This is a genomic window from Xylanimonas allomyrinae (genome assembly GCF_004135345.1).
In the GTDB taxonomy this organism is placed as follows: domain Bacteria; phylum Actinomycetota; class Actinomycetes; order Actinomycetales; family Cellulomonadaceae; genus Xylanimonas; species Xylanimonas allomyrinae.
The window spans coordinates 3,168,946-3,194,844 of the sequence record NZ_CP035495.1; the positions used below are offsets into that span (position 1 = coordinate 3,168,946).

General features: G+C 70.5%; 23 protein-coding genes, 1 tRNA gene, 1 other RNA gene, 4 pseudogenes and 1 riboswitch. Of the genes and pseudogenes, 19 read left to right on the forward strand and 10 right to left on the reverse strand.

Translation table 11 applies throughout. The features are described from left to right. The first annotated feature begins 8 nt into the window (after positions 1 to 8). Entirely contained in the window at positions 9 to 1,253 is a 1,245-nt protein-coding gene (locus tag ET495_RS14265; RefSeq protein WP_129205340.1) for an acyl-CoA dehydrogenase family protein, read from the forward strand. Between the two features lie 39 nt (positions 1,254 to 1,292). Here ET495_RS14265 and pnuC read toward each other — a convergent pair whose 3' ends face one another. The 3 genes from pnuC to ET495_RS14280 form a co-directional block, all read right to left on the reverse strand. Beyond that, positions 1,293 to 1,994, reverse strand: coding sequence for a nicotinamide riboside transporter PnuC (gene pnuC, locus ET495_RS14270; protein WP_129206060.1), 702 nt, complete (start codon positions 1,992 to 1,994; stop codon positions 1,293 to 1,295). Between the two features lie 111 nt (positions 1,995 to 2,105). Beyond that, positions 2,106 to 2,244, reverse strand: a riboswitch (FMN riboswitch). Between the two features lie 73 nt (positions 2,245 to 2,317). Continuing rightward, the gene (locus ET495_RS14275) at positions 2,318 to 3,088 is read right to left on the reverse strand and encodes a TetR/AcrR family transcriptional regulator (protein WP_129205341.1); all 771 of its coding nucleotides are present in this window, start codon (positions 3,086 to 3,088) and stop codon (positions 2,318 to 2,320) included. 40 nt (positions 3,089 to 3,128) lie between these two features. Continuing rightward, positions 3,129 to 3,332, reverse strand: a complete 204-nt coding sequence (locus ET495_RS14280) for a hypothetical protein (protein WP_129205342.1) — start codon at positions 3,330 to 3,332, stop codon at positions 3,129 to 3,131. A gap of 135 nt (positions 3,333 to 3,467) precedes the next feature. On the opposite strand from ET495_RS14280, the gene ET495_RS14285 reads away from it, so the two are divergent. After that, complete coding sequence (locus ET495_RS14285) at positions 3,468 to 4,058, forward strand: mycothiol-dependent nitroreductase Rv2466c family protein (protein ID WP_129205343.1); 591 nt, start codon at positions 3,468 to 3,470, stop codon at positions 4,056 to 4,058. Beyond that, positions 4,055 to 4,747, forward strand: a pseudogene (locus ET495_RS14290) (LLM class F420-dependent oxidoreductase); the annotation flags it as partial. The gene ET495_RS14285 and the pseudogene ET495_RS14290, both read left to right, overlap by 4 nt. A 39-nt stretch (positions 4,748 to 4,786) precedes the next feature. Here ET495_RS14290 and ET495_RS19820 read toward each other — a convergent pair. Continuing rightward, positions 4,787 to 5,080, reverse strand: a pseudogene (locus tag ET495_RS19820) (hypothetical protein); the annotation flags it as partial. An 88-nt stretch (positions 5,081 to 5,168) separates the two neighbouring features. Here ET495_RS19820 and ET495_RS14295 point away from each other — a divergent pair. After that, positions 5,169 to 6,560: a uracil-xanthine permease family protein gene (locus ET495_RS14295; RefSeq protein ID WP_129205345.1), complete on the forward strand. Its 1,392-nt coding sequence runs from the start codon at positions 5,169 to 5,171 to the stop codon at positions 6,558 to 6,560. Between the two features lie 48 nt (positions 6,561 to 6,608). On the opposite strand, the gene ET495_RS14300 is transcribed toward ET495_RS14295, so the two are convergent. Continuing rightward, entirely contained in the window at positions 6,609 to 7,277 is a 669-nt protein-coding gene (locus ET495_RS14300; protein WP_129205346.1) for a LytR C-terminal domain-containing protein, read from the reverse strand. A gap of 9 nt (positions 7,278 to 7,286) precedes the next feature. Further along, positions 7,287 to 7,583, reverse strand: coding sequence for a type II toxin-antitoxin system VapB family antitoxin (locus tag ET495_RS14305; protein ID WP_129205347.1), 297 nt, complete (start codon positions 7,581 to 7,583; stop codon positions 7,287 to 7,289). Positions 7,584 to 7,734: 151 nt separating this feature from the next. On the opposite strand from ET495_RS14305, the gene ET495_RS14310 reads away from it, so the two are divergent. Both ET495_RS14310 and ET495_RS17790 read left to right on the forward strand, forming a co-directional pair. Continuing rightward, positions 7,735 to 8,226 carry a hypothetical protein gene (locus tag ET495_RS14310; protein ID WP_129205348.1) on the forward strand — a complete coding sequence of 164 codons (492 nt, stop codon included), beginning with the start codon at positions 7,735 to 7,737 and terminating at the stop codon, positions 8,224 to 8,226. Positions 8,227 to 8,302: 76 nt separating this feature from the next. Further along, positions 8,303 to 8,440, forward strand: coding sequence for a hypothetical protein (locus ET495_RS17790; RefSeq protein ID WP_162616498.1), 138 nt, complete (start codon positions 8,303 to 8,305; stop codon positions 8,438 to 8,440). A 77-nt stretch (positions 8,441 to 8,517) separates the two neighbouring features. Here ET495_RS17790 and ET495_RS14315 read toward each other — a convergent pair whose 3' ends face one another. Beyond that, positions 8,518 to 9,453, reverse strand: coding sequence for a helix-turn-helix domain-containing protein (locus ET495_RS14315; protein ID WP_129205349.1), 936 nt, complete (start codon positions 9,451 to 9,453; stop codon positions 8,518 to 8,520). A 173-nt stretch (positions 9,454 to 9,626) separates the two neighbouring features. Here ET495_RS14315 and ET495_RS14320 point away from each other — a divergent pair, with 173 nt between their 5' ends. From ET495_RS14320 to ET495_RS14330, 3 genes are read left to right on the forward strand one after another with little or no spacing between them, the layout of a single operon-like run. After that, positions 9,627 to 10,583 carry an alpha/beta hydrolase gene (locus tag ET495_RS14320; RefSeq protein WP_129205350.1) on the forward strand — a complete coding sequence of 319 codons (957 nt, stop codon included), beginning with the start codon at positions 9,627 to 9,629 and terminating at the stop codon, positions 10,581 to 10,583. Between the two features lie 11 nt (positions 10,584 to 10,594). Further along, a complete protein-coding gene (locus tag ET495_RS14325; RefSeq protein ID WP_129205351.1) occupies positions 10,595 to 11,422 on the forward strand; it encodes an SDR family NAD(P)-dependent oxidoreductase in 828 nt (275 codons plus the stop codon). 33 nt (positions 11,423 to 11,455) lie between these two features. Then, positions 11,456 to 12,250, forward strand: a complete 795-nt coding sequence (locus ET495_RS14330; RefSeq protein ID WP_129205352.1) for an SDR family NAD(P)-dependent oxidoreductase — start codon at positions 11,456 to 11,458, stop codon at positions 12,248 to 12,250. A gap of 142 nt (positions 12,251 to 12,392) precedes the next feature. Here ET495_RS14330 and ET495_RS14335 read toward each other — a convergent pair. The 3 genes and pseudogenes from ET495_RS14335 to ET495_RS14345 all read right to left on the reverse strand — a co-directional run. Beyond that, positions 12,393 to 12,554 (reverse strand): annotated as a pseudogene (locus ET495_RS14335) (IS256 family transposase); the annotation flags it as partial. A gap of 219 nt (positions 12,555 to 12,773) precedes the next feature. Next, the gene (locus tag ET495_RS14340; RefSeq protein WP_129205353.1) at positions 12,774 to 12,965 is read right to left on the reverse strand and encodes a hypothetical protein; all 192 of its coding nucleotides are present in this window, start codon (positions 12,963 to 12,965) and stop codon (positions 12,774 to 12,776) included. Between the two features lie 170 nt (positions 12,966 to 13,135). After that, positions 13,136 to 13,220, reverse strand: a tRNA-Ser gene (locus ET495_RS14345). A 142-nt stretch (positions 13,221 to 13,362) separates the two neighbouring features. Between ET495_RS14345 and ffs the strand changes: the two genes are divergently transcribed. From ffs to ET495_RS14395, 10 genes and pseudogenes are all read left to right on the forward strand, one after another. Continuing rightward, an RNA gene (ffs, locus tag ET495_RS14350) (signal recognition particle sRNA small type) lies at positions 13,363 to 13,458 on the forward strand. Positions 13,459 to 13,826: 368 nt separating this feature from the next. Beyond that, entirely contained in the window at positions 13,827 to 14,741 is a 915-nt protein-coding gene (locus ET495_RS14355) for a MetQ/NlpA family ABC transporter substrate-binding protein (protein ID WP_129205354.1), read from the forward strand. A gap of 22 nt (positions 14,742 to 14,763) precedes the next feature. Beyond that, entirely contained in the window at positions 14,764 to 15,951 is a 1,188-nt protein-coding gene (locus ET495_RS14360; protein WP_425471146.1) for a methionine ABC transporter ATP-binding protein, read from the forward strand. Continuing rightward, entirely contained in the window at positions 15,951 to 16,607 is a 657-nt protein-coding gene (locus ET495_RS14365; RefSeq protein WP_129205355.1) for a methionine ABC transporter permease, read from the forward strand. Before ET495_RS14360 ends, ET495_RS14365 begins: the two co-directional genes overlap by 1 nt. A 151-nt stretch (positions 16,608 to 16,758) precedes the next feature. Continuing rightward, a pseudogene (locus tag ET495_RS19505) lies at positions 16,759 to 18,468 on the forward strand (DNA polymerase III subunit gamma and tau); the annotation flags it as partial. A gap of 1,150 nt (positions 18,469 to 19,618) precedes the next feature. Further along, the gene (locus ET495_RS14375; protein WP_342770171.1) at positions 19,619 to 20,152 is read left to right on the forward strand and encodes an NUDIX hydrolase; all 534 of its coding nucleotides are present in this window, start codon (positions 19,619 to 19,621) and stop codon (positions 20,150 to 20,152) included. 364 nt (positions 20,153 to 20,516) lie between these two features. After that, positions 20,517 to 21,704, forward strand: coding sequence for an ROK family protein (locus ET495_RS14380; RefSeq protein ID WP_129205357.1), 1,188 nt, complete (start codon positions 20,517 to 20,519; stop codon positions 21,702 to 21,704). A 126-nt stretch (positions 21,705 to 21,830) separates the two neighbouring features. Next, complete coding sequence (locus tag ET495_RS14385; RefSeq protein WP_129205358.1) at positions 21,831 to 23,384, forward strand: sugar ABC transporter ATP-binding protein; 1,554 nt, start codon at positions 21,831 to 21,833, stop codon at positions 23,382 to 23,384. Positions 23,385 to 23,435: 51 nt separating this feature from the next. Next, positions 23,436 to 24,695 carry an ABC transporter permease subunit gene (locus ET495_RS14390; protein WP_129205359.1) on the forward strand — a complete coding sequence of 420 codons (1,260 nt, stop codon included), beginning with the start codon at positions 23,436 to 23,438 and terminating at the stop codon, positions 24,693 to 24,695. A gap of 73 nt (positions 24,696 to 24,768) precedes the next feature. Continuing rightward, on the forward strand, positions 24,769 to 25,869 hold the full coding sequence (locus ET495_RS14395; RefSeq protein ID WP_129205360.1) for a substrate-binding domain-containing protein: 1,101 nt from the start codon (positions 24,769 to 24,771) through the stop codon (positions 25,867 to 25,869). Positions 25,870 to 25,899: the final 30 nt, after the last annotated feature.

Sequence of the window (25,899 nt, forward strand, 5' to 3'; positions counted from 1 at the left end):
ATGGGTGGATGAGTGCCGCGAAGCCCTTCCTGCCCGGCGTCACCGCACCCGCCTACGTCGTCTCCCGGCCGCTCGACGTCGACTTCGCCGGCGCGTTCGCGGACGCCAGGCCCGAGGAGCGCGCGCATCAGCTCGCCGTACGCGAGTTCGTCCAGGGTGCCGTGCTGCCCGTCATCGACGGGTACTGGGAGCGCGCCGAGGTGCCGTTCGGCCTGGTCAAGGGCCTCGCCGAACGCGATCTGCTGCGCGACGGGGTCGACGTCCCCGGGCGGCCCTCCGTCTCGCCGTTCGCCGCCGGCCTCGCGGCCATGGAGCTGTCACGCGGTGACGGCTCGATCGCGACCGTGTGTGCCGTGCAGGGCGGGCTCGCGCTGCGCTCGATCATGATGCTGGGCTCCGAGCACCAGATCGCCCGCTACGCCGAACGGCTGGCCAACGGCGACCTCCTGGGCGCGTTCGCGCTCACCGAGCCCACGCACGGGTCCGACTCCGTCTCCCTGGAGACGACGGCGCGCCGCGCGGTGCGCGACGGCATCGACGGCTACGTCATCGACGGCGAGAAGAAGTGGATCGGCTTCGGGTCGTGCGGCCACCTCGCCGTCGTGTGGGCGCGCCTGGTGGGCGAGGGCGGCGACGGCGAGGTCCACGCGTTCATCGTCCCGCAGGACGCCCCGGGCTATCGCGCCACGACCATCGAGGGCAAGGTCGCGCTGCGCGCGATCTGGCAGGCCCACATCGTGCTCGACGGCGTGTTCGTGCCACGCGACGCCGCGCTCCCCAGGGCGCGGTCGTTCAGGCAGACGGCGCAGGTGCTGGCCGCGACCCGGCTCGGGGTGTCGTGGGCCGCCGTCGGGCACGCCGTCGCGTGCTACGAGGCCGCCGTCGAGTACGCGAGCCAGCGCATCCAGTTCGGGCGGCCGCTCGCGGCGACGCAGCTCGTCCAGGAGAAGCTCGCGCGCATGCTCGCGACCATCACCCAGCTCCAGCTCCTGGTCGCGCGGCTCACCCGGGTCGCCGAGGACGGTGATCTCACCGGCCCGCAGGCGTCGCTCGCCAAGATGACCTGCACGCGCGGGGCGCGCGAGGTCGCATCCGTCGCGCGCGACCTGCTGGGCGGCAACGGCATCCTCCTGGCCCACCGCGTGGCGCGGCACTTCGCCGACATCGAGGCGCTGCACACCTACGAGGGCACGGAGTCGGTCAACGCGCTCATCGTGGGCAGGGAGATCACCGGGCTCTCGGCGTTCGCCTGACACCGCGCCCCGCCCCGGGCGGGGACGGGGCGAACGCGGTCAGGCGAGCGACTCCGCCGGGGTGGCGGCCTGCTCGGCGAGGGCCTCGCGGCGGCGGATGCGCCACCAGACCACGAAGCCCACGATCGTGAACGCGCCGTAGAACACGTACATGAGGCCCGTCGCGTAGAAACCGCCCCGGAACAGCAGCGGCACCCCGACGGCGTCGACCGCCACCCAGATCAGCCAGAACTCGACCCAGCCGCGAGCCATGCCGTACGTCGCGAGCACGGAGCCCATGAAGATCCACGCGTCGGGCACGGGCGCCCACGAACCGAGCCTCCCGAAGATCCACGCGAAGCCCGCCGTCCCGGCCAGCATCGCTGCCACCAGGCCCAGGCGCTGCCCCCAGGAGGCCCACTGCGGGTGGACGGCGACGGCGTCGGCGTCGCCGTCGGCCAGCGCCCGCTGCCGCGTCTGGCGCCAGCGGACCCAGCCGAACACCGAGACGGCGATGAACATCACCTGGCGGCCGGCCTGCCCGAGCATGTCGGGATGCCCGGCGACACCGAACCACGAGCCGAGGAACACGGTGAACAGCAGCACGTTCCCGACGATGCCCACCGGCCACGCCCACACCTTGCGGCGCATGCCGCCGAGCGCCGACACCAGCCCGAAGGCGTTCCCGATGATCTCGCGCCACGACATGTGCTGGTCGCCGATCGTCAGCGTCGCATCGAACAGGTGCTGGATGATCCCCATCCCCATGCCTTCCTCGTCGGTGCCGCCATGCACCGGGACGAGGGGAGGGGTCGACGACGTCGCGGCGCACCGCGACCCGTCACGACCCGGCCGCCGCTCTCCTGAGCGACGCCGTGCTGCCTCCCATCCGGACTGTGACCGTCGGCCCTGGAGTTCCACCAGGTCAACCGAGCCTTCCCCGTAGTCGGGTGCGGGCGCGGGTCGCGGGCTGTCACCGCCGGTTCGGATTTTCACCGACCCCGGAGCACGTCGTGCGTGTTCTGCTCGTTCAAAGCATGACACAGGACGGATCATTCCCGGCCAGGTGTCGCGCCTATCCGCGTTCAGGTCAGCGCGTCCCGCACCGCACGCACGACGGCGTCCGTCCCGGCGCCCGGTTCCAGGTAGGCGACGACGACGCGCGCGCCGTCGGCGTTCGCTGCCGTCGTCGCCAGGGCGGCGGCGCCCGACGCGAGGTCACGGCGGCGCTCGAGGTCCGCGGTCGCGCCCCGGCGCAGCTCGGCGAACGCCTCCTCGAGGTCGGGCCGCAGGTCGAGGTCGGGGTTGCGCAGCCACCGGCGCAGCATCGCGTTGTGGACGGCGACGACGCCGGCCGCGAACGCGATCGAGTGCACCGTCGAGGACCGGTCGGGCGGCAGCGTGTCACGCAGGTACTTGGTGAACAGGCGCTCGTAGCGGTGCGTGGTCACCAGCTCGCGGTCGCGCAGGATCGGGACCTGCTGCAGCAGCCGGTAGCGGGCGAGCGACGTCTCGCGCTGGCCCACGTGATGGTCGAACACGAGGCGCGCGGCCCGGCAGACCTCGAGGTACGGGTCGGTGGCGGGGTCCCAGGAGCCCTCGGGGAGGTCGCCGTCGTCGAGTGCGTCGGGGCGCGTCGCGGCCAGCATGACCACGACCTCCTCGAGCAGCAGCTCGTGGTCGGCGAAGACCACGTCTTCCTTCGAGCGGTAGCGGCGGAAGAAGGTGGCTCGGCTGACCTGGGCGACGTCCGCGATCTCCTCGACGGTGGTCTGTTCGTACCCCTGACGCGAGAAGAGCTCGATCGCGGCGTCGACGGCCTGCGCGTGGGTGTGCGACGTCCGGACGGCGGTCATGGGGCGAGGCTATCCCGCGCCCCGTCCCAGGGGGAGGGCTTCAGCGACGAGGCCGATCGAAGCGCGCCTCACGTGCCTGGCGACGGTGCCGCTGCAGCCATCGGACCTCGCGCAGCGCGACGGCGGACGCCACGGCGAACGGGATCCACGCCCACGGGTGCCCGCGCAGCACGCCAGCCAGGGAAGCGAGCGCGAGCGCACCCATCCCCAGCACCGTCCACAGGCTCGCCCAGCGGATCCCCACGCCCGGCAGGGTACGCGTAAGGTCTGCCGCGTGACTGCCGACACCGTGCCCACGCCCCCGCAGACGCCTTCACAGACACCTTCCCAGACACCTTCCCAGACAAGCTCACCGACACCTGCGCCCGCCGTCCCGACCGTGGACGTGTACGTCGACCCGCTGTGTCCCTTCGCCTGGATCACCTCGCGCTGGGCCCTCGAGGTCGCGGCGCTGCGGCCCGTCGACCTGACCTTCCGCCTCATGAGCCTGTACCTGCTCAACGAGGGCCGTGACCTGTCCGCGTCGTACCGCGCCACCATCGACTCGAGCCGCGGCATCGGCCGCGTCGCGGCGGCCGTCCAGACCGACCACGGCCCCGAGGCGTTCGCCGCGTTCTACACGGCCGCAGGCACCCGCATCCACCCCGGCGGCGACAAGGACTTCGAGGACGTCGCCCGCAAGGCCCTCGCCGAGGCCGGCCTGCCCGCGTCGCTCGCGGACGCGGCGACGTCGGACGCCTACGACGAGGCGCTGCGCGTCTCGCACGAGGCAGGCATGAAGCCCGTGGGCGAAGACGTCGGCACGCCCACCATCCATGTCGACGGCACCGCGTTCTTCGGCCCGGTCCTGACCCGCATCCCCCGCGGGCAGGACGCCGTGCGCGTGTTCGACGGCGCCGTCGCGCTGGCGAGCTACCCGCACTTCTTCGAGCTCAAGCGGACCCGCACGGGCGGACTGGACTTCTCGTGACCCTCGACCTGCGCGTCTTCGTCGAACCCCAGCAGGGCGCCTCGTACGACGATCAGCTCGCCGTCGCCCGCGCCGCCGAGGACCTGGGGTTCTCCGCGTTCTTCCGCTCCGACCACTACCTCGCCATGGGCGGCGACGGCCTGCCGGGACCGACGGACTCGTGGACCACGCTCGCGGGTCTCGCCCGCGAGACGACGACGATCCGCCTCGGCACCCTCGTCACCTCGGCCACGTTCCGCCACCCTGGCGTCCTCGCCATCCAGGTCGCGCAGGTCGACCAGATGTCGGGCGGACGTGTCGAGCTGGGCCTCGGCGCGGGCTGGTTCGCCCGCGAGCACGAGGCCTACGGCATTCCCTTCCCCGCCAAGCGGTTCGGCATCCTGGAAGAGCAGCTCGCCGTCGTCACGGGACTGTGGGCCACGCCGGCCGACGAGACGTACAGCTTCGCAGGTGAGCACTACACGCTGACCGACTCCCCGGCGCTGCCCCACCCGGTCCAGGAGCGCATCCCGGTGATCGTCGGTGGCGGCGGACCCACGCGCACGCCGGCGCTCGCGGCCCGGTTCGCCACGGAGTACAACCAGGCCTTCCCCGAGCTGGCCACGATCGCGCCACGCATCGCCGTCGTGAACGAGGCGCTCGCCGACGCGGGCCGCGACCCGTCGACGCTCACGCACTCGGCCGCGCTGGTCGTCGCGGTCGGGAGCGACGAGGCCCAGTTCCGGCGGCGCGCCGAGGCCATCGGACGCCAGCCGGACGAGCTGCGCGAGCACGGGGTCGCCGGGACGGTCGGCGAGGCCGTCGACCGGCTGGCGCAGGTCGCGGCGGACGGGGTGACGCGCGTGTACCTCCAGGTCCTGGACCTGCACGACCTCGACCACCTGGAACTCATCGCACGCGAGGTCGCACCGCGGGTCTGAGCGGCGCACAGAGGGCGGGCACCGGTTCACGGTGCCCGCCCTCTGTGCGCCCAGGTCTGACGTGCCGGGCGACCGGCGTCGGGGAGCGCCACGGAGCGCCACGGAGCCGTCACGCGTGGACGCCGCGGGGGCAGCCGCTACGGTGACCCCCGAAAGGCCTCGTTCACACGATCTTCACGGATGGAGCGACATGCCCACCATCACTCGACCCGTCATCGGCTGGAGGCCGCACGGGGACGGCAGGACGCTCGCGCCCGGCGCCGTCGTCGCGCCCGACGAGAGGCTCTCGTGGCCGCGAACCGTCGGCATCGGCCTGCAGCACATCGTCGCGATGTTCGGCGCGACGTTCCTGGTCCCGCTCATCACGGGCTTCCCGCCGTCGACGACGCTGTTCTTCTCGGCGATCGGCACCATCGGGTTCCTGCTCATCACGGGCAACCGCCTGCCCAGCTACCTCGGCTCGAGCTTCGCGTTCATCGCGCCGATCATGGCCGCCAAGGCATCGGCCGGCGGGGACCTCGGGACGGCGATCGGCGGCATCCTCGCGACCGGCCTCCTGCTGGCCGTCATCGGCCTCGTCGTGCACTTCACAGGTGGCGGCTGGATCGATGCCGTCATGCCCCCGATCGTCACCGGCACGATCGTGGCCCTCATCGGGTTCAACCTCGCCGGGGCAGCCTGGTGCACGCCGGCGGAGGCCGTGGCCGACGGCCAGCGCGTGCTCTACCCGGACCTGTGCACGGGAGGACTCAAGACGGCGCCGCTCACCGGCGTCATCACGCTCGGCGCGATCATCCTCGCGTCGGTGGTGTTCAAGGGCATGCTCGGGCGGTTGTCGATCCTGGTCGGCGTCGTCGTCGGGTACGTCGCCGCGGTGATCCAGGGCCAGGTCGACTTCTCGGTGGTCGGCGACGCCGCGTGGTTCGGGCTGCCGCAGTTCCAGGCGCCGCGGTTCGACCTCAGCGTGTTGGGGCTGTTCCTGCCCGTCGTGCTGGTGCTGATCGCGGAGAACGTCGGCCACGTGAAGTCGGTCTCGGCGATGACGGGCCGCAACTTCGACAAGCTCACCGGTCGCGCCCTGCTGGCCGATGGTGTCGCGACCACGCTGGCCGGCCTCGGCGGCGGCTCGGGCACGACGACGTACGCGGAGAACATCGGCGTCATGGCGGCCACTCGCGTCTACTCGACGGCGGCGTACTGGGTCGCGGCGATCGGTGCGCTCGTGCTGTCGCTGTTTCCCAAGTTCGGTGCCCTCATCGCGACGGTCCCGGCCGGGGTGCTCGGCGGAGCGGGCACCATGCTGTACGGCATGATCGGCATCCTCGGCGCGCGCATCTGGGTGCAGAACAAGGTGGACTTCTCGAACCCGATCAACCTCACCACGGCCGCGGTGCCGCTCATCATCGGCATCGCCGACTACACGTGGGTCGCGGGCGACCTGACGTTCAAGGGCATCGCCCTGGGCACGGCCGCCGCCCTGGTCATCTTCCACGGCATGAGCGCGATCTCACGCCGGACCGGTGCCCACCAGGAGCCGGCCACGCCGGCGTCGGCGCCGGCCGGGGTGGAGCTGGAAGCCTGATCCTGAGGTTCGGGGCCCACGGCATCGCGGGCCCCGAACTCCGGGAGGTCACCCCTCGGGAGCGGGCTGCTCCTCCTCCGGCGCGGGGGCCGTCGGCGTGGGCGCAGGCCGCGGCGTGAGGTTCTCCGCGGGCTTGCAGCCGGGTGCGTTCGTCAAGGGGGTGTCCGCCGCGATCGTGACGTAGTCCTCGTTGAGCGGCTTCTCGTACTTCTTGCCGACGAGCAGGTCGATCGTGGCGTCCTCGCGCGCGTCGAGCACCATCCGCATCTCGGGGAACTGAGCCGCCAGGGTGTAGGCGGCGACGATGCCCTGGCCACCGAAACGCAGTTCGTTGTAGGTCAGCACCGACGTGTAGTTCCCCACGCTGTCGACGGCGAAGCCGCGACCGGACAGGACCGTCTCGTATGCGCGAGCGATCCCCGTCAGGTTGGAGGCGTTGAGGATGCGGAGATGCACCTCGCTGTACGCGAGCGGCAGCGCGCCGTCGGGCTGGCCTTCGACCGCGGGCAGGCACGGCGGCGTCACGGCATCCTCGGGGGTCTCGGTCGACGTGAAGCCGCGAGCGAACGGCGCCTCGATCGCGCCGCTGTACACGGCGAGGGCTGCGAGACCCACCAGCAGAAGGAGTGCAACGAGCACGCCGTAGACGACTGCCTGCCGCTCGTGCTCGCGGCGTCGCCGGGCGACTCGGGCCGGGTCCTGGACTGGGGTGGTCACGCGACGAAACTACCGGAGGCTCAGCACGCGAGCGTGGAGGACGGGGCGTTGCTGGAGCGCGGCGCGCACGGCGCGGTGCAGGCCGTCCTCAAGGTAGAGCACGCCCTGATAGTCGATGACGTGGGCGAACAGATCCCCGTAGAACGTCGAGTCTTCCGCGAGGAGCACGTCGAGGTCGAGCGTGCGCTTCGTGGTGACAAGCTCGTCGAGCCGAACCTGCCGCGGCGGTACCTTGGACCAGTCCTTGGCGCTCACCAACCCATGGTCTGGGTAGGGGCGGCGTTCACCCACGGCCTTGAAGATCATGCCGACCATGGTAGGCGGCGGCCCTTGGCGTGTGAGCGAGGCGGGTCGCCGTGGGGCCGATGCAGGTCGCCGTGGGGTGCAGCCGAAAGAGCATCCATCCCGGACGAGCCGCCGGGAGCGGGTGCGGCCAAATCGTTGATGGAGGTTCGCCGTGAGGCACCCCGACGGCTCCCCGTGGTGGGAGGTCATGCTCGGCGACATGATCACGTCGTCCCTGCGCATCACCCAGGTCGCCCCGGACATCTACCCGCTGTCCGTGCCGCACCTGGGCGCGGACGACGAGGCCGTCGCCGCCGCCGTCGCGCGCCTGGGCCGCCCCCTGGACGGGCAGCACGAGACCCTGCTGCGGTTCGCGAATGGCTGGGAGGACGGGTTCCAGTCCGGCGACCTGCTGTCCACCGACGAGCTGGGCCAAGGCCCGCCGTGGGCGCACGCGAACCAGTGCCTGGACGTCTTCTACGAGGAAGGCGGGTCGGACGGCTGGCCGCCACGCGACGAGCTCTGCATCCTCCACGCCTCGGCATATGACACCGACGTCATGGTCCTGTGGCTCGGTGGCACGGTCACCGAAGGCGGGCACCTGTCCTGCACTTCTATGGCGAGATCATTAGTCGCTGGGAGAACCTCTACCAGTGGTGGCTGACGATGCTGGTGCTCCAGGAACACACGCTGAACGACCTTCTCAAGAAGGCCGGCCTGTCCCCGGCCTGACGCGACAGGTGGACATCGTGCAGTCGTGGTGGGACCCGCGTCGCCTCGACCCGCATCACTTGCTCGTGCTCCTCGCCGACGCCTCAGCGACCATCTCGACCCGCGTGCTCCCCGTGTCCCTCCTGGTCGGGAATGACGCCGCGTGAAAAGTTGGGACGGTGCGGATCGCGGCTTGGCACATCGAAGGCAAATTGACGCCGGGCACCACCCGACGGTCAGGTTCCTAGGGCGTGGGGATGAGTTCGCTGGGGCTACGGCCGTAGTGGCGCTTAAAGGATCGTGAGAAGTGGCTGGCGTCGGAGTAGTGCCAACGACGTCCGACCTGGCTGACCGGAACACCTGACATGAGGTCGTCGCGAGCTCGGGCCAGCCGCAGCCGACGGATGAACGCCGCGACGGTGTCGCCGGTGTCCTCGAACGCGCGGTGCAGTGAGCGAACGGACACTCCGATTCCCTGAGCTACCACAGATGGAGAGAGCCGGCGCTCTCGGAGGTTCCGTTCGATGAACGCCTCGGCGGCCCCGCGTGTTGCCACCGCGGAGATCGGCCGTGCAATGACCGGAGACTGCAACGCGGCCGCAAGGAGTTCGATCGTGGCGTTGCGGGCGGCAGGATGTGCGCCCAGCGGGAGGTCATCGATCGTGCGGGAGAGGCCGTCTAGGTAACAGCGCAGCAGGCCGACTGCTGGAGCGTCGGCGTCGAGAACGGCTCCGGTCATCAGTTCGCCCCTGGTACCGATCTCACCCAAGGCGGCCCTGGGCACCAGAAGGCTTCGCTTGACGAGTGGCTCCTGGACGATGAACTCAGCTGGGGTCCGGGAGTCCCAGACCACGACGCTACCGGGGCTGAGTTGGGACTGCTGATCCGCCTGGGCGACGAGTTCACGACCACTGAGGGTCATCAGCATCACCAAGTACTCGCCGTCGGTCTGGCTGATCTCATATGGCCGGCGCACACCTGAACAGGGGTCGCAGGAGCAGTCGACGAGCACCAGATCCGCGAGGTGGCGACGCCGCACGCTCGCAGCGAAACCCGTCTGCGGATCGGGGCACAACTCCCTGACGTCCCACGGTAGGTGCGTTGTGGACAGCATCCGTCCCCACGACTCGCGGGCCTGGTCGGTAGCGGCGGTGCGGAACGACCAATCGTCAACGCTCATGGACTTCTTTCCCCCTCCTCCGACGACGCTAGGTCTCCCAGCATCCCGCGACAAGGCCGTCGACCCGGGTGGCACCGATGTGCAAGAGATGGGCACGCGGGTGCATCGATGTGACGGTCGTCACTTCGCGAATCTGGGTGTACCCGAGCACTGACGGATCAGGAGGAGTTGCCATGACCGAGACACTGCGTCGGCCGACCGAGGTCCCCGCTCCCGACAACCGCAGCGACGTGGAGTTCGACTCCGACGGTGTGACCCTGCGCGGCTGGTACTACCGCGCCTCGACGAGCGGCAGCGCCCCGACGATCGTGATGTGTCACGGGTTCGCCGCCGTCAAGGAGATGTACCTCGACAAGTACGCCGAGGTGTTCTCTGCCAACGGGCTCAACGTGCTGGTCTACGACAACCGCAACTTGGGCGCATCTGACGGCACGCCGCGTGGCGAGATCAACCCGTGGCAGCAGATCGACGACTTCCGTAACGCGATCACCTTCGCCGAGACCCTCGAGGGCACCGACCCCGACCGGATCGGGATCTGGGGCTCGTCCTACTCCGGCGCCCACGTGCTCGTGGTGGCCGCCCAGGACCGCCGCGTCAAGTGCGTCAGCTCCCAAGTTCCGGTGGTTGACGGTGACGCCAACTTCCGCCAGCTCGTGCGGGCCGACTTCATCGACGGTGCCCGTGGCGGGTTCAACGAGGACCGGCGTGCCCGGTTCCGGGGCGAGGACCCGGTGATGGTCGAGGTCGTCAACAAGGACCCGATGGCTCCGTCAGCGCTCCCCACCCCGGACTCCTATGAGTGGTTCATCGGCACCCAGCACCTGCGCGCTCCGGGGTTCGTCAACCAGACCACGCTGCGCAGTGTCGAACGCTTCTCCGAGTACCAGCCCGGCGCCTTCATCCGCCTGATCTCGCCGACCCCGCTCCTGGTGTGCGTGGCGGCCAACGACGTCCTCACTCCGACCAAGATCACGATCGACGGCTTCCACGAGGCACGCGAGCCCAAGAAGCTGGTCGTCCTGCCCGGCGGCCACTTCGACGCCTACGTCGACGGATTCGAGGAGTCCTCGAGCATCCAGCTCGCCTGGTTCACCGAGCACCTCCTCACCAAGACGACAACTGGCGCCTGAGGTAGTTCCCCATGTCCAACGAGACCTCCGCCCGCCTGCTCGACAAGGTCGTCGTCATTACGGGCGCCGCGTCGGGCTTCGGCCGCGACTCCGCCCTGTTGTTCGCACGGCACGGTGCGGCCGTCGTCGTGGCCGACATCCTCGAGAAGCCCCTCGCCAAGGGTTTCGAGACCGACCTCGATACTCCGACCGCTGACCTCATCAACGCCAAGGGCGGCCGCGCGGTCTTCGTCCGGTGCGACGTGACCAAAAGGGCCGACACCGATGCCGCGGTCGCAGCCGCCGTGGAGAGCTTCGGTCGCCTCGACGTCATGTTCAACAACGCCGGCATCTATCGCGGTGGACGCCTGATGGACCAGTTCACCGAGGCCGACCTCGACGCCTGCTTCAACGTCAATGTCAAGGGCACCTTCTTCGGCACCCAGTCCGCCGTCGAACAGTTCCGCCGGCAGGAGCCCGGTGCGCACAACCTGCGCGGCAGCATCATCAATCTCGTCTCCACCGCCGGACTGCAGGGCCATCCAAAGCAGTCGGTCTACAACATCTCCAAGGGCGCCCAGGCCAACCTGACCCGTTGCGCTGCGATCGAGTACGGACACGAGGGCATCCGAGTCAACGGCATCTGCCCGACCTACGCCAAGACCGCACTGACCCGCGACCTGTACGAGGACCTGGCGTTCATGAACGATTTCGCCGACTCCGTCCCGATGAAGCGATGGGGTGAGGTGGACGACGTCTCTCACCTGGCACTGTTCCTCGCCAGCGACGAATCCAGCTATATCCACGGAGACCTCGTCCGCCTCGATGGCGGCGAGACCCTTTGCCGCTACTCCGTGTAAGACATCCGTCCCAGAATAAGAAGGAGAACCGGCATGTCCCTCAAGAACAAGATCGCCATCGTCACCGGCTCCAGTTCCGGCAACGGGCGAGCCATCGCCCTGCGCCTCGCTGCTGAAGGCGCCACCGTTGTGTGTTCAGACCTCCGGCCCGGGGCCCGCGCCGGGGGCTACGAGGAGGACGGCGACGCCGAGACCCATGACCTGATCGCCAAGAACGGCGGAGCGTCCATCTTTGTCAAGGCCGACGCTAGCAATACCGCCGACATGACCAGACTGGTCGAGACCGCCGTCGCCGAGTACGGCCGTCTCGACATCATCGTGAACAACGCCGGCATCTTCACCGGCCTGTCGACGATCGTCGACGAGCGGGAGGAGGACTTCGACAGGACCATCGCGGTCAATCTCAAGAGCGTCTGGCTAGGGTCCAAGCTCGCGATCACCCAGTTCCTCAGGCAGGACATCGTCGGCCCCTCCCGGGGCAAGGTCATCAACATCGCCTCGATCGGGGGGCTCGTCGGTCTTGCTCAGGAGCCTGGCTACTGCGCCTCCAAGGGGGCTGTGGTGAACCTGACTCGCCAGTTGGCCGTCGACTTCGCCGCCGAGCAGATCAGTGTCACCGCGGTGTGCCCGGGCTTCCTCGCGACCGCAATGGTCCGTCCCTTCCTCGACGACCCCGACCTCAACCAGATGCTCCACGACCAGTCGCCGTGGCCGAGCCTCGGGACCGCAGAGGACGTCGCCAGTGCGGTCGCGTTCCTCGCCTCTGACCAGTCCCGGTGGGTCACCGGGTCGACCCTCACCGTCGACGGCGGCTTCACCGCGCGCTGAGCACAACATCCGCCTGCGGGCGCGCCGTAGAGTCGCCCTTCTTCGGCGCGTCCCGCTCGCCGTTCATCGGGCTCGGGGTCGAGACGGTTGATGAGGCATGGGTTCGTCCGGCTGGCGGTGTGTCTGGGATTGTTGTTGCTGGTCAGCGGCAGTGCGCGCCGGGGCGCCCGTCGAAGGTGGTGTCGAACGCGTTCAGAGCGCCCTTCCAGCGTCGGGTCCAGCGGGCGCGGCCGTTGCCGGTTGGGTCGAAGGCCATGACGGCGAGGTCGACGCACTTGAGCGCGGCCTGCTCGTTCGGGAAGTGAATCGCTCGCGATGTAGACGCCGGCATTGACCGGGTCGAGGCCGACGTTCGCGACGACGGGCAGACGGAGGATCTTGGCCGCGTGGCTGGCCCGGCAGGGATGGCCGTCGCCGAGGAGCAGCAGGCCGGGCTTGCGCCAGGAGGCCTCGGACGCGAGCTGCGCTGCGCGCGAGCGTGCGCCGGCGAGCGACAGCAGGTCGGTCCGCACGGTGAGCAGAGTCAGGTCCGCCGCGCGAGCAGCGGCTCGGGCGACCCGGCGAGCCCGAGGTGGCCGGCATCGACGATGACGTCCTGCCCGGCCGGGTCGAGATCCGCCAGGGCATCGGCGAGCGGCTGCCGCAGCCCGCGCGACCCGGCTGCCTGCGTGTGCGTCTGGACGCGAGCCAGGACCGAGGCCTCGACGTCGGACACCCGGAGGGAGACGACGGTGGACCCGATGCTCTCCGGGGCCGGGGCGACGTCGGCGTTCGTCGACGCTGTGTTGCCCTCAGCGGTGCACCGATGACAACGAACCAGTCCTGCCAGATCCGTGGGATGTCAACGAAAAACCCCGGGAGCACGAGGCTCCCGGGGTTCCGGCGCGGAGGATACGGGATTTGAACCCGTGAGGGCGTGAACCCAACACGCTTTCCAAGCGTGCGCCATAGGCCGCTAGGCGAATCCTCCTGGTTGCTGCAGCACGGCAGCCACAGAAGGATACCGGACGCGGACGCGTGCCCCGGAACGAGGTGGTCCGGGGGCCTCGGGGGCTGGCCGCAGATGCACCCCCGGATTTCGGTGACGGCGCGGCGCTCCGTTAGGCTGAGCGGTAGACCCCTCGTGCGGCGTCATCGTGCCGAACTCCCCAGGGCCGGAAGGCAGCAAGGGTAGGTGCGCTCTGGCGGGTGCACGGGGGGTCCTTTGCTGCCCTGCGCGACCCGCTGACCTGCGCATTCTCAGCAGTCGAGACGACGGTGTCTCGTATCGCAGGATTTTCCCGTCGCCAGTTCGCTCGCAAGCGTTGTCGGAACGCATGATGACGCCATGCCCGCCACCACGACGCACGCCGCCTCGACTCCGCGCCTCACGCCGCGCGCCGTCATGTGCCGCTGCCTCGTGCAGGCCGGGCGAATGCGCTGCTCGGTGCGCTGAGCCCGGGATCGTTCGACCGCCCTCGCGCGCCGCTCCGCCGTCGGCCTCCGCGGCACCGTGCCACGACGCACGGGCATTCTCCCCACCCCTCGCTCCACGGGCGCGGCACGTGTGCCGCTGCCCGCCCACGGAAGGAACACCATGTCTCGCTCCCGCTTCTCCTTCGCCGCCCGCTCGGTGGCGGCGTTCGGCGCCGTCGCGTCGCTCGCCCTGGCCGGCTGCGCCAGCTCCGGCTCGGACGAGGTGTCCGCCGGGTCCAAGGAGGACCCGATCGTCATCGGCATCGTCTCCAGCGGCGAGGCCTACTGGGACACCTTCAAGGCGAAGGCCGAGGAGGAGGGCATCTACGTCGAGCTCAAGAACTTCTCGGACTACCAGCTGCCCAACCAGGGGCTGTCCGACGGTGACCTCGACCTGAACCAGTTCCAGCACCTGCAGTTCCTCGCCGACTACAACGTCAAGACCGGAAGCGACCTGACGCCGATCGGCGCCACCGCCGTCTACCCGCTCGACCTGTACTCGACCAAGGTCGACGACGTCGCGGACATCCCCGACGGCGCCGAGGTCGCCATCCCGAACGACGCCTCCAACCAGGCCCGTGCGCTGCTCGTGCTCCAGGACGCCGGGCTCGTGAAGCTCAAGGGCGGCGGCACGTCGTTCTCGACGGCGGCCGACGTCGTCGCCGACGAGTCGAAGGTCACCGTCACGGCGCTCAAGGCCGACCAGACCCCGACGGCGCTCCAGGACCCGAAGGTCTACGCGGCCATCGTCAACAACGACTACGTGCCGAACATCGACGCCGCGCACCAGAAGCCGGTCTACTCGACCGACGCCGACTCGAGCGCCAACGACCCGTACATCAACGTCTGGGTCTCCCGGAAGGCCGACGCCGACAACCCGACCTTCAAGAAGCTCATCGAGATCTACCACGAGTCGGAGGTCACGGACGGCGTGATCGAGGCATCGGGTGGCACGGGCGTCATCAAGGACAACTCGCCGAAGGACCTCCAGGACATCCTGGCGACCATCGAGAAGAACGAGAAGGCCCAGGGCTGAACCTCCTGACATCCTGATCATCGTGAGCGAACCCATCATCAGCTTCCGGGACGCCGCCAAGGTGTTCCCGGGCGGGCGCCGACGGCCCGAGGTCCGGGCCGTCGACGGCGTCACCCTCGACATCGCGGCCGGAGAGATCTTCGGCGTCATCGGCTACTCGGGCGCCGGGAAGTCCACCCTCGTGCGGCTCATCAACGCGCTCGAGCGGACGACGTCGGGAGCGGTGGTGGTGGGCGGCACGGACCTCACGGGGCTGGGCGAGGCCCGGCTCCGTGAGGTCCGTGCCGGCATCGGGATGATCTTCCAGCAGTTCAACCTGCTCGCCTCGCGCACGGTCGCGGGGAATGTCGCCTACCCGCTCGAGGTCGCCCGGTGGCCGCGCGGCGAGCGCGAGGCCCGCGTGCGTGAGCTGCTCGACTTCGTCGGCATCGCCGACAAGGCGGACACCTACCCGGCGCAGCTCAGCGGCGGGCAGAAGCAGCGCGTGGGCATCGCGCGGGCGCTGGCGACCAACCCGCGCATCCTGCTCGCCGACGAGGCGACCAGCGCGCTCGACCCCGAGACGACGCGCGAGGTGCTGCGGCTGCTCCAGCGCGTCAACCGCGAGCTCGGCATCACCGTCGTGATCATCACCCACGAGATGGACGTGGTCCGCTACTGCTGCGACCGCGTCGCGGTGATGGAGCACGGCAAGGTCGTCGAGACGGGCGCCGCGTACGAGATCTTCTCGCGGCCGCAGGCGGCCGTGACGCGCCGGTTCGTGGCCACGTCGCTGCGCGACAGGCCGTCGGACGAGACCCTCGCGCGGCTGCGCGAGAGGCACCCGGGGCGGCTCGTCGTCGTCGGCATCGACGAGGTCACCGGGTCGACGCGCGCGATCACGCAGGTGCTGCGGGACCGCGGCGTGGAGCCCGCAGTGGTCTACGGCGGCATCACGGAGGTGGCGAACAAGCCCTACGGGTCGCTCACGTTCGAGCTCGCCGGGTCCGACGACGCCGTCGCCGCCGCGGTCGCGCACCTGCGCGCGGTGACCGACGTCGACGACCTGGGCACTGCCCGGGCGCCGCGCACCGTCCCGTCGCTCGCGGCGGGGCGGGCTGAGGCCACGCCGGGGCGTGACGCCCGCGAGGTGCCGGGAACAAGCGGCGAGCGACGTCCCGGGGGCGGCCCCACGGGCGGACCGACCGGGCTCGTGGAGGGGAACGACTGATGGACTGGGCAAACCTCGGGCCGCTGCTGTGGCAGGCGGCCGGCGAGACCCTCTACATGGTGCTCATCACCCTGGTCGCGGGCGGGTTCTTCGGCCTGCTCATCGGATTGGGCCTGTACCTGACACGGTCGGGGAACCTGCTCGAGAACAAGGTGGTGTTCACCGTTCTCAACGTGCTGATCAACATCCTGCGGCCCGTGCCGTTCCTCATCTTCATCGTGGCGTTGGGGCCGCTGACGCGTGTGGTGACGGGCAGGACCGTCGGGATCGACGCGTTCACCTTCCCCATGTGCGTCATGGCGTCGGTCGTCTTCGCGCGCCTCGTCGAGCAGAACCTCGTGACCATCGACCCCGGCGTCGTCGAGGCGGCACGGGCGATGGGTGCGTCTCCGCTGCGGATCATCCGCACGGTGCTCGTTCCCGAGGCGCTCGCGCCGCTCATCCTGGGCTACACGTTCCTGTTCGTCGTCGTGCTCGACATGTCGGCGATCGGCGGCTACCTCGGCGCCGGCGGGCTCGGCGACTTCGCGATCGTGCACGGATACCAGCAGTACAACTGGGGCGTCACGTTCGTCGTCGTGGTGATCTTCGTCGCGGTGGTGCAGCTCGTGCAGCTGCTCGGGAACACGCTCGCGCGCAGGGCGCTGCGCCGGTAGCCGGCCGGTGGCTGCGGGTGCGCGTCCGCGCACGTCATCTCTTCGTCACGCGCGGGTGCGGGCGACGAGCTGGCGCGAAAGCCCGCGCACCCTCGTGCCAGCGTCCCCAGGCGACCCGCCGCGTGTCGGTGTCGCCGTCTAGGGTGGTCGGGTGACCACAGCCCTGTACCGCCGCTACCGGCCCGAGACGTTTGCCGAGGTCATCGGTCAGGAGCACGTCACCTCGCCGCTCATGCAGGCGCTGCGAAGCGGACGGGTCAACCACGCGTACCTCTTCTCGGGGCCGCGAGGGTGCGGCAAGACGACGTCGGCGCGGATCCTCGCGCGCACGCTCAACTGCCACGCGAACACGCCCGAGACGCCGATCGACACCCCCTGCGGGACCTGCCCCTCGTGCGTGGAGCTGGCGCGCGGCGGGAGCGGGTCGCTCGACGTCGTCGAGATCGACGCCGCCTCGCACGGCGGCGTCGACGACGCCCGCGACCTGCGTGAGCGCGCGACCTTCGCGCCGACGCGCGACCGGTTCAAGATCTTCATCATCGACGAGGCCCACATGGTCTCGCCGGCGGGGTTCAACGCGCTGCTCAAGATCGTGGAAGAGCCGCCGCCGCACATCAAGTTCGTCTTCGCGACGACGGAGCCGGACAAGGTCATCGGCACCATCCGGTCGCGCACGCACCACTACCCGTTCCGGCTCGTGCCGCCGGACGTGCTGTCGCCCTACCTCGAGTCGTTGTGCGCGGCCGAGGGAGTGACGCTCGGCGGGGGTGTGGCTCCGCTCGTGGTTCGCGCGGGGGGCGGTTCCGTGCGTGACTCGCTCTCGGTGCTCGACCAGCTCATCGCGGGCGCGACCGGCGGGACGGTCGACTACGACCTGGCCGTCGGGCTGCTCGGCTACACGCACGCCTCGCTGCTCGACGACGTCGTCGACGCGCTCGCCGCGCGGGACGGCGCGTCGCTCTTCCGCGTGGTCGACCAGCTCATCGCCTCCGGGCACGCGCCGCAGCGGTTCGTCGACGACCTGCTCGAACGGCTGCGCGACCTCATCGTCATCGCCGTCTCGGGAGACGCGGCGGGCGCCGTGCTGCGCGGGCTGCCCGAGGACCAGCTCGCCCGCATGGCCACGCAGGCCTCGCGCCTCGGGATCGCCGAGCTCTCACGCGCGGCCGACCTGGTCAACGCCGCGCTCACCGAGATGACCGGGGCGACGTCGCCTCGCCTGCACCTGGAGCTGCTGTGCGCGCGGCTGCTGCTGCCCGGGGCGGACCAGGGGGCCGCCGGCCTGGCCGCGCGCGTCGAACGGCTGGAGCGTGGAGCGATCGACGGCGCCGCGTCGCAGGCACCGCGAGCCGCGCGGCCGCAGAGTGCCGAGGTGGCGGGGGCCGTGCGCGCCGGCTCCCAGAGCGGGCCGGCCGCCGTGCGCGCGGCGATCCAGGCGAGCCGCGGCGCCACTCCGGCACCGACGACGGCCGTCGGGGCGGATCCCGTGAGCGCCGGTCCGGCAGGAGGCGACCGCGTGAGCGACGGCCACGCGACGGCCGACCCGGTCGCGGCCGTCGCGGCCGGGACCCGAACGGCTGGTCCTCGGCCGGAACTCGGCGCGAGCGTCCCGGATGCCGCGCCCGCCCCGCCGGCGGTGAGCGGCCCGGATGCCGTACCCGCGCCGCGGGCGGCGAGTGCCCCGGATGCCGCGCCCGCCCCGTCGGCGGCGAGTGGCCCGGATGCCGTCACCGCCCCGGATGCCGGACCCGCCCCGCAGGCGGTGAGTGGCCCGGATGCCGTCACCGCCCCGGATGCCGCGCCCGCCCCGCAGGCGGTGAGTGGCCCGGATGCCGCGCCCGCCCCGCGGGCGGCGGGCGGTCCGAGCACCGCGGAGCGGGCCGCGCCGGAGGGTGTGCCGCGTCCCGGCAGTGCGGGAGCGTCGCCGGGTGGTGGCGACGCTCCGGGTGGCGGGGAGGGTCTCGCGCCGGGTGATGGCGGGGGGCTCCACGATGCCGCTCCCGCGGCGGCCGAGGGTGGTGTGTCGGAGGCCTCGGCGCCGAGCATCGCGCCTTCGGTGCCTGCGGCCTCGGTGCCGGCAGGCGCGCCCTCCGGACGCGGGGACGATGCTGCGTCGGAGGTCACGACCGAGATGGTCCGGCGTCGCTGGCTCGAGGCGCTGCGCAGTATCGGGAACCCCGGTGCGGTCGCGTTCCTGAGCGAGAACTCCGAGGTGCTGAGCCTGGAGAACGGTGTGCTTCGCGTCGGCTTCGCTCCGAGCGTCGTCGCGCTCGCACGGCGGGGTCGTCCGGAGACGATCAGCGACGCCGTCTACGGGACTCTCGGCATTGCGGTGCGTGTCGAGATCGTGGAGGTGGAGGTGCCCGGCGGTGCCCGTCCCCGCGATGCGGCGCCCGCTCGTCGCCACGACGACCCGCCGGAGCAGGACGACCCCGCGCCAGCGTTCCGGGTCGGCGCGCAGGCTCCGGCGTCCGGCGGTCCCGGCAGCGCGGAGTCCCCCCGGCCAGGCGGTCGTGGTGAGGTTCGGTCGAACGACCCTGTGGCACCCGCCTCGCAGCATCGTCCGCTGGTCGCGGTCGCGCACGCTCCGGCTCAGCCCGCCGCCCCGTCTCCCGCGTTCGACGACGCCGACGCCGCGTGGCTCGCGGGCGTGTCCCTGCACGAGCCTCCGCCGGACGACGACCCCGAGCCGCCCTTCGACGAGCCCGAGCCGGCGGTCGCGCGACCCCGGCTGCGTCTGGTCGAGGAACGACCTGACCTGGGCGAGCCGGCGACGGCGGCGAACGTGCCACCCCGCGCGGACGCGATGGCTGCGGTCGTCCCGACGGCCACCACCGCTCCGGCGGGTGCGGCGCCCGCTGCCGCGGCGCCGACCCAGCCCCGGGTGACGCTCGCGCCGCCTGGTCGCTCCGGGGCGGCGCAGGACGCGGTCGAGGCGGTCCAGCGGCGCGCGCTCGCCTCACGCGCGGGTCGCCCGTCGGCCGGTCCGTCGTCGCCGGGACCGGACCCTTATGACGACTCCTCTGCCGACGACCCCGACATCGCGGGCAGCGGACTGGTGGGCGTCCCCTGGTGGTCAAGATGCTGGACGGCACCGTCATCGACGAGCAGGTCGACCAGGGGTGACGGGTTCCGGCCGTCCGGTGGTGCTGCACATCGTTGCCGCCGTCGTCGTGCGCGACGGGCGGTTCCTTCTGGTGCGCAAGCGGGGAACGTCGGCGTTCATGCAGGTGGGCGGCAAGATCGAGCCGGAGGAGCGCCCGCTCGACGCCCTGGTCCGGGAGGTCGAGGAGGAGATCGGTGTCGCGCTCGACGCCGACGCGGTGCGCCCGCTCGGGCGGTTCCGTGCGACCGCGGCCAACGAGCCGGGGCACGTCGTCGACGCGCACGCGTTCGACGTCGATCTCCCGCCGGGGGCCGAGCCGCGACCGTTGGCCGAGCTCGCGGAGCTCGTGTGGGTCGACCCGGCGTCACCCGTGGCGCCGCTTCCGATCGCGCCTCTGTCTCTCGACCTGATCGCCGCGTGGACGGAACGGCACGCCTGACCCGTGCGGGCGGACCGGGCGCGTGGCGGCGGACGTCGCCGGCGCTCCGGCGCGGCATGATCGGCACCTGTTCTTCACCCCGCCGATGCCTGGATCGAGGGGTGCGCGCTCGAGGTGTGCGTCGCGCGACCGGGCACGCCGTTCGTGCGAACGGCCCGGGTCGCGCTCTCCGACGGCGGCGGAAGCGCTGAGGTCGGGGTCGACGAGAACGTGTCGTTCGGGGAGACGGAGCTGCTGCGGGTCTCTCCGCAAGCCGCTGACCTGCCCGTCTAGTCGTTGATGTGCGGATTGTGCTCACGCGCAGCGGGTGCCGGTGCGCGTTCACGCGTTGAACGCACACGGGTGTGTGCGCTATCAATGCGTCATGTCGAGCACACCGAGGTCGGGCTCTGGGTCGCAGGCCGCGCTGCGGGGCCTGAACACGGCTGCGCTCGTGCGCACGTTGACGGCTGCCGGGCCGCAGCTGCAGGCAGATCTCGCCCGGGTCACCGGGTTGTCGCGTGCGACGGTGTCCAACATCGTGGGCCTGGAGAGCGCTGCCGGGCGCATGCGTACCGAGCGCGTGCTGCGCGACGGGCGCTGGGGGGTGCGCGTCTCGCTGGTCCCGGAGGACTGGATCGTCGTGGGTATCGATGTCGGGCGCACGCACCTGCGGGTCGCCGGCTGCGACACCGCTCGCAGGACCTTCGGTGACCGTGAGGTCGCGCTCGACCAGGGGCACGCGCCGGAAGACACCCTGCGCCTGGCGTCGCAGCTTCTCGATGAGCTCGTGGCCGATGCGGGGTTCGAGCGTGCGCAGGTGCGCCGGTGTGGTCTCGCGGTGCCCGCGTCGATCGGGCGCGACGGTGCCGTCGTGCAGCAGTCGGTGCTGCGCCAGTGGTCGGGCCAGGATCTCGCGTCGTTCGCGTCGGGCGCGCTGGGGATCGACGTCGTCGTCGACAACGATGCCAACCTCGGTGCGCTCGCCCATGCCGCGTCCGCTCCGGGGGGCAACGACGGCACGCTCGTGTACCTCAAGGTCGCCAGCGGCATCGGTGCGGGTATCGCCATCGGGAGCGAGGTCTACCGCTCGACGAGCGGGCTGGTCGGCGAGCTCGGGCACGTGCGCGTCGTCGACGGCGGCCAGACCTGCTACTGCGGTTCGCGCGGGTGCCTGGAGACCATCGCCTCGACGCGCAGCGTCGTCGCCGACTTCGAGCGGGCCCACGGAGGGCATGCGGTGCTCGACGACGTGCTGGCGGCCGCCGCGCAGGACGACGCCGTCGCGCTGCGGATCGTCGCCGAGGCGGGTGACGCGCTGGGCCGGGTGCTCGCGGTCGTGTGCAACCTGCTGAGCCCCGACGTGCTCGTCCTCGGGGGGCCGCTCGCGTCCGTCGGGAAGCCGCTGCTCGATGCCGTCGTCGCGTCGGCGCGCAAGCGCGCACTGCCCGCGGCGATCGCCCGCACGCGGTTCCGGGTGTCGGAGTTCGAGCCCCGCGCCGAGGTGCTGGGGGCCTGCCTGCTGGCGCTCCAGGCGTCCGGGATCGCCCAGGGAACGATCACAACTAAATAACGCAGCGATCAAATCCGCGTTCAAGACTTGACGACAGTGCTCCTGACTCCATAGGTTCCAGACCGTCCGGCAATTGGCGCCGGGATGTCGACGGACCGCGACGATGCGGTCCGAGAGGAGCACGTGATGCGCGACTCGCTCCCCATCCTCGAGATGCGGTCGATCACGAAGACGTTCCCGGGCGTACGTGCGCTCGACGACGTGTCGATGACGGTCGCCCAGGGCGAGATCCATGCAATCTGCGGCGAGAACGGCGCGGGCAAGTCCACCCTGGTCAAGGTGCTGTCGGGCGTCTACCCGCACGGCACCTACGACGGGGAGATCGTCTACAAGGGCAAGCCCGTCGCGTTCAAGGACATCCGGTCGAGCGAGCACGCCGGCATCGTGATCATCCACCAGGAGCTCGCGCTCATCCCCGAGCTGTCGGTCGCGGAGAACATCTTCCTCGGCAACGAGGTGCGCGGAGCGGTCGGCATCGACTGGCAGGCCACGCGCGAGAAGGCCAGTGAGCTTCTGGCCACGGTGGGCCTGCGCGCCGACCCCGACGCCCTCGTCAAGAACCTCGGCGTCGGCCAGCAGCAGCTCGTCGAGATCGCCCGCGCCCTGTCGAAGAACGTCGAGCTGCTCATCCTCGACGAGCCGACGTCGGCGCTCAACGAGCACGACTCCGAGCTTCTGCTCGACCTGCTGCGCGGACTGAGAGATCGCGGTCTGACCTGCATCATCATCTCCCACAAGCTCGGCGAGATCACCGCCGTCGCCGACGCGATCACGATCATCCGCGACGGGCGCACCGTCGAGACGCTCGACGTCACGTCGGGCGACGTCACCGAGGACCGCATCATCCGAGGGATGGTCGGCCGCTCGCTCGACGCCCGCTTCCCGGACCACACGCCGCACATCGGCGAGACGTTCTTCGAGGTCGAGAACTGGACGGTCGAGCACCCGCTGCTGCCGGGGCGGCTCGTGTCCAAGGGGGCGAGCTTCTACGTCCGCCGTGGCGAGATCGTCGGGTTCGCCGGGATCATGGGCGCGGGCCGCACCGAGCTCGCTCGCTCGATCTTCGGCCGCAGCTACGGGCGCTGGATCAGCGGCACGGTCAAGATCGACGGTGCCGAGGTGCGTCTGCCGACGGTCAAGTCGGCCATCGAGCACGGGATCGCCTACGTGCCCGAGGACCGCAAGGCTCTCGGGCTCAACCTTCTCGACACGATCCAGGACACGGTCGTCTCCGCCGCGCTCAAGAAGGTGCGCGTCCGGGGCATGCTCGACGAGGCCCTGGTGCACAGCGCGGCCGAGGGTTACCGCACGTCGCTGCGCATCAAGGCCAACAGCGTCGAGGAAGGCGTCGTCAAGCTCTCGGGCGGCAACCAGCAGAAAGTCCTGCTGGGCAAGTGGATGTTCCCCGAGCCGGACCTGCTGATCCTCGACGAGCCGACGCGCGGCATCGACGTCGGCGCGAAGTACGAGATCTACGGTCTGGTCCAGGCGCTCGCCGACGCAGGCAAGGGCGTCGTCGTCATCTCCAGCGAGCTCCCCGAGCTGCTCGGGCTGTGCGACCGGATCTACACGATCTTCGAGGGCACGATCACCGGGGTCATCGACGGCGCGGCAGCCGACCAGGAGTCGCTGATGCGGCTCATGACCGGGGCCGGTCCTGCTCACGCAGGCGCGGCCTGAGAACCCCCCACCCACCTACCCACGACCAGGAACGGACGAAGGCAACCGACGATGACGGCACTCAGGCAGCTCTTCAGCGGAGGAGCGCGGCAGTTCGGCATGGTGTTCGCGCTCGTGGCGCTCGTGGTGACGTTCCAGATCACCACGGGCGGCAAGGTGCTCACGCCCACCAACGCGCAGAACCTCATCAACGGCAACTCGCACGTGCTGCTGCTGGCCATCGGCATGGTCATGGTCATCATCGCCGGCCACATCGACCTGTCGGTCGGGTCGGTCGCGGCGGCCGTCGGCATCATCGTGGCGCTCGTCATCCGGGACTGGGGCGTGCCCTGGTGGGCGGGAATCATCATCGGCATCGTGTGCGGCGCGCTCATCGGGGCGTGGCAAGGGTTCTGGGTCGCCTACGTCGGCATCCCCGGCTTCATCACCACACTGGCCGGGTACATGTTCTTCCGCGGCCTCAACCAGTACATCGGCAAGTCCAACACGGTGCCGGTGCCGGAGCAGATCCAGTTCCTCGGTTCGGGCTACCTGTGGGAATGGGGCCCCAACACCGGGATCAACAACTCGACGCTCGTGCTCGGCCTGGCCGGGATCGCGCTCGTCATCTGGAGCGAGGTGCGCCGCCGCACGACGGCGCGCCGGCTCGGCGGCCAGCCGGTGCCGACCGTCGTGTCGCTCGTGCGGGCCGGGACGCTCGTCGTCGTCATCGGCTACCTCACCTTCCTGTTCGGTTCGGGTCGCTACGGGACGTCGTTCCCGGTCTCGGGCGTGATCCTGCTCGTGCTCGTCGCGCTCTACTGGTTCCTCTCGACCCGCACCATCACGGGCCGGCACGTGTACGCCGTCGGCGGCAACCGGGCTGCGGCCGCGCTCTCGGGTGTCAACATCAAGCGCACCAACTTCCTGGTCATGATGAACATGTCGGTGCTCTCCTCCGTGGCCGCGATCGTGTTCGTCGGCCGCGCGACGGCGTCGGGCCCGTTCGACGGGACCGGCTGGGAGCTCGACGCGATCGCGGCCGTGTTCATCGGCGGTGCGGCCGTCTCCGGCGGCGTCGGCACCGTGACCGGGTCGATCATCGGCGGTCTCGTCATGGCCGTGCTCAACAACGGGCTCCAGCTCATGAGCGTCGGGTCCGAGCGGACGCAGATGATCAAGGGCCTCGTCCTCCTGGCCGCCGTGGCCTTCGACGTCTACAACAAGGTTCAGGGTCGGCCGTCCCTCATCGGCCGGATGACCGGTTCACTGCGGCGCTCGCGCCCCGAGGAGGCAGTGGAAGCTGCCCCACCGGTGCGCCAGACCGTCTGACCACCCCACCCGCGCGGGGGCTTCCCGCGAGATCGAGCGTCCAACGGTGGACGCACAGTCGAAAGGTGCAGTGATGAAGAAGTGGAAGTCCGCGCTCGTCGCCCTCGGGGCGATCGGGGCGCTCGCGCTCGCAGGTTGCGGGTCGTCGGAACGTGACGGGGCGGCCGAGAGCCCCTCTGACGCCGCGAGCGGGTTCGACGCCGGAGCGGCCATCGGCGTCGCTCTGCCGCAGAAGACGTCGGAGAACTGGGTGCTCGCGGAGCAGCTGTTCAACGACGGCCTCAAGGACGCGGGGTTCAAGCCCATCGTTCAGTTCGCGAACGGCGGCGTGACGGAGCAGCAGAACCAGATCGACGCCATGGTCGAGCAGGGCGCCAAGGTCATCGTCGTCGGCGCCATCGACGGTTCGCAGCTCGGCACCCAGCTCAAGGCTGCCAAGGACGCGGGCGTCAAGGTCATCGCCTACGACCGGCTGGTGAAGAACACGGACGCCGTCGACCTGTACGTCGCGTTCGACAACTTCCGCGTCGGTGAGCTCCAGGGCCAGGCGCTCCTGGACGGCCTCGCCGCCCGCAAGGGCGCCGGCCCCTACAACATCGAGCTGATCGCCGGGTCGTCCGACGACGCGAACTCGACGCCGTTCTTCGAGGGCGCGCTGAGCATCCTCCAGCCGAAGATCGACGACGGCACGCTGACCATCGTGTCGGGCCAGACCTCGTTCGAGCAGGCCGCCACGCAGGGCTGGAAGGGTGAGAACGCGCAGAAGCGCATGGACACCATCCTGTCGGGCTTCTACGCCGGCGACACCAAGCTCGACGGCATCCTCTCGCCCAACGACACGCTCGCCCGCGCGGCCCTGACGGCCGTGCAGCAGGCGGGCAAGGACGTGCCGGTCATCACGGGCCAGGACTCCGAGGTCGAGTCGGTCAAGTCGATCGTCGCGGGCGTGCAGTACTCGACGATCTACAAGGACACGCGTGAGCTCGTCGCCAAGACGATCGACCAGATCAAGCTTGCGCAGCAGGGGCAGGACTTCGAGGTCAACGACACGACGTCGTACGACAACGGCGTGAAGGTCGTCCCCGCCTACCTGCTCGAGCCGAAGATCGTCACCCAGGAGAACGCTGCCGAGGTGTACGCGAACGACCCGACGCTGGGCCCGCTCACCAAGTGATCCAGAGACGGCGCGGCCCACGCAGCGACG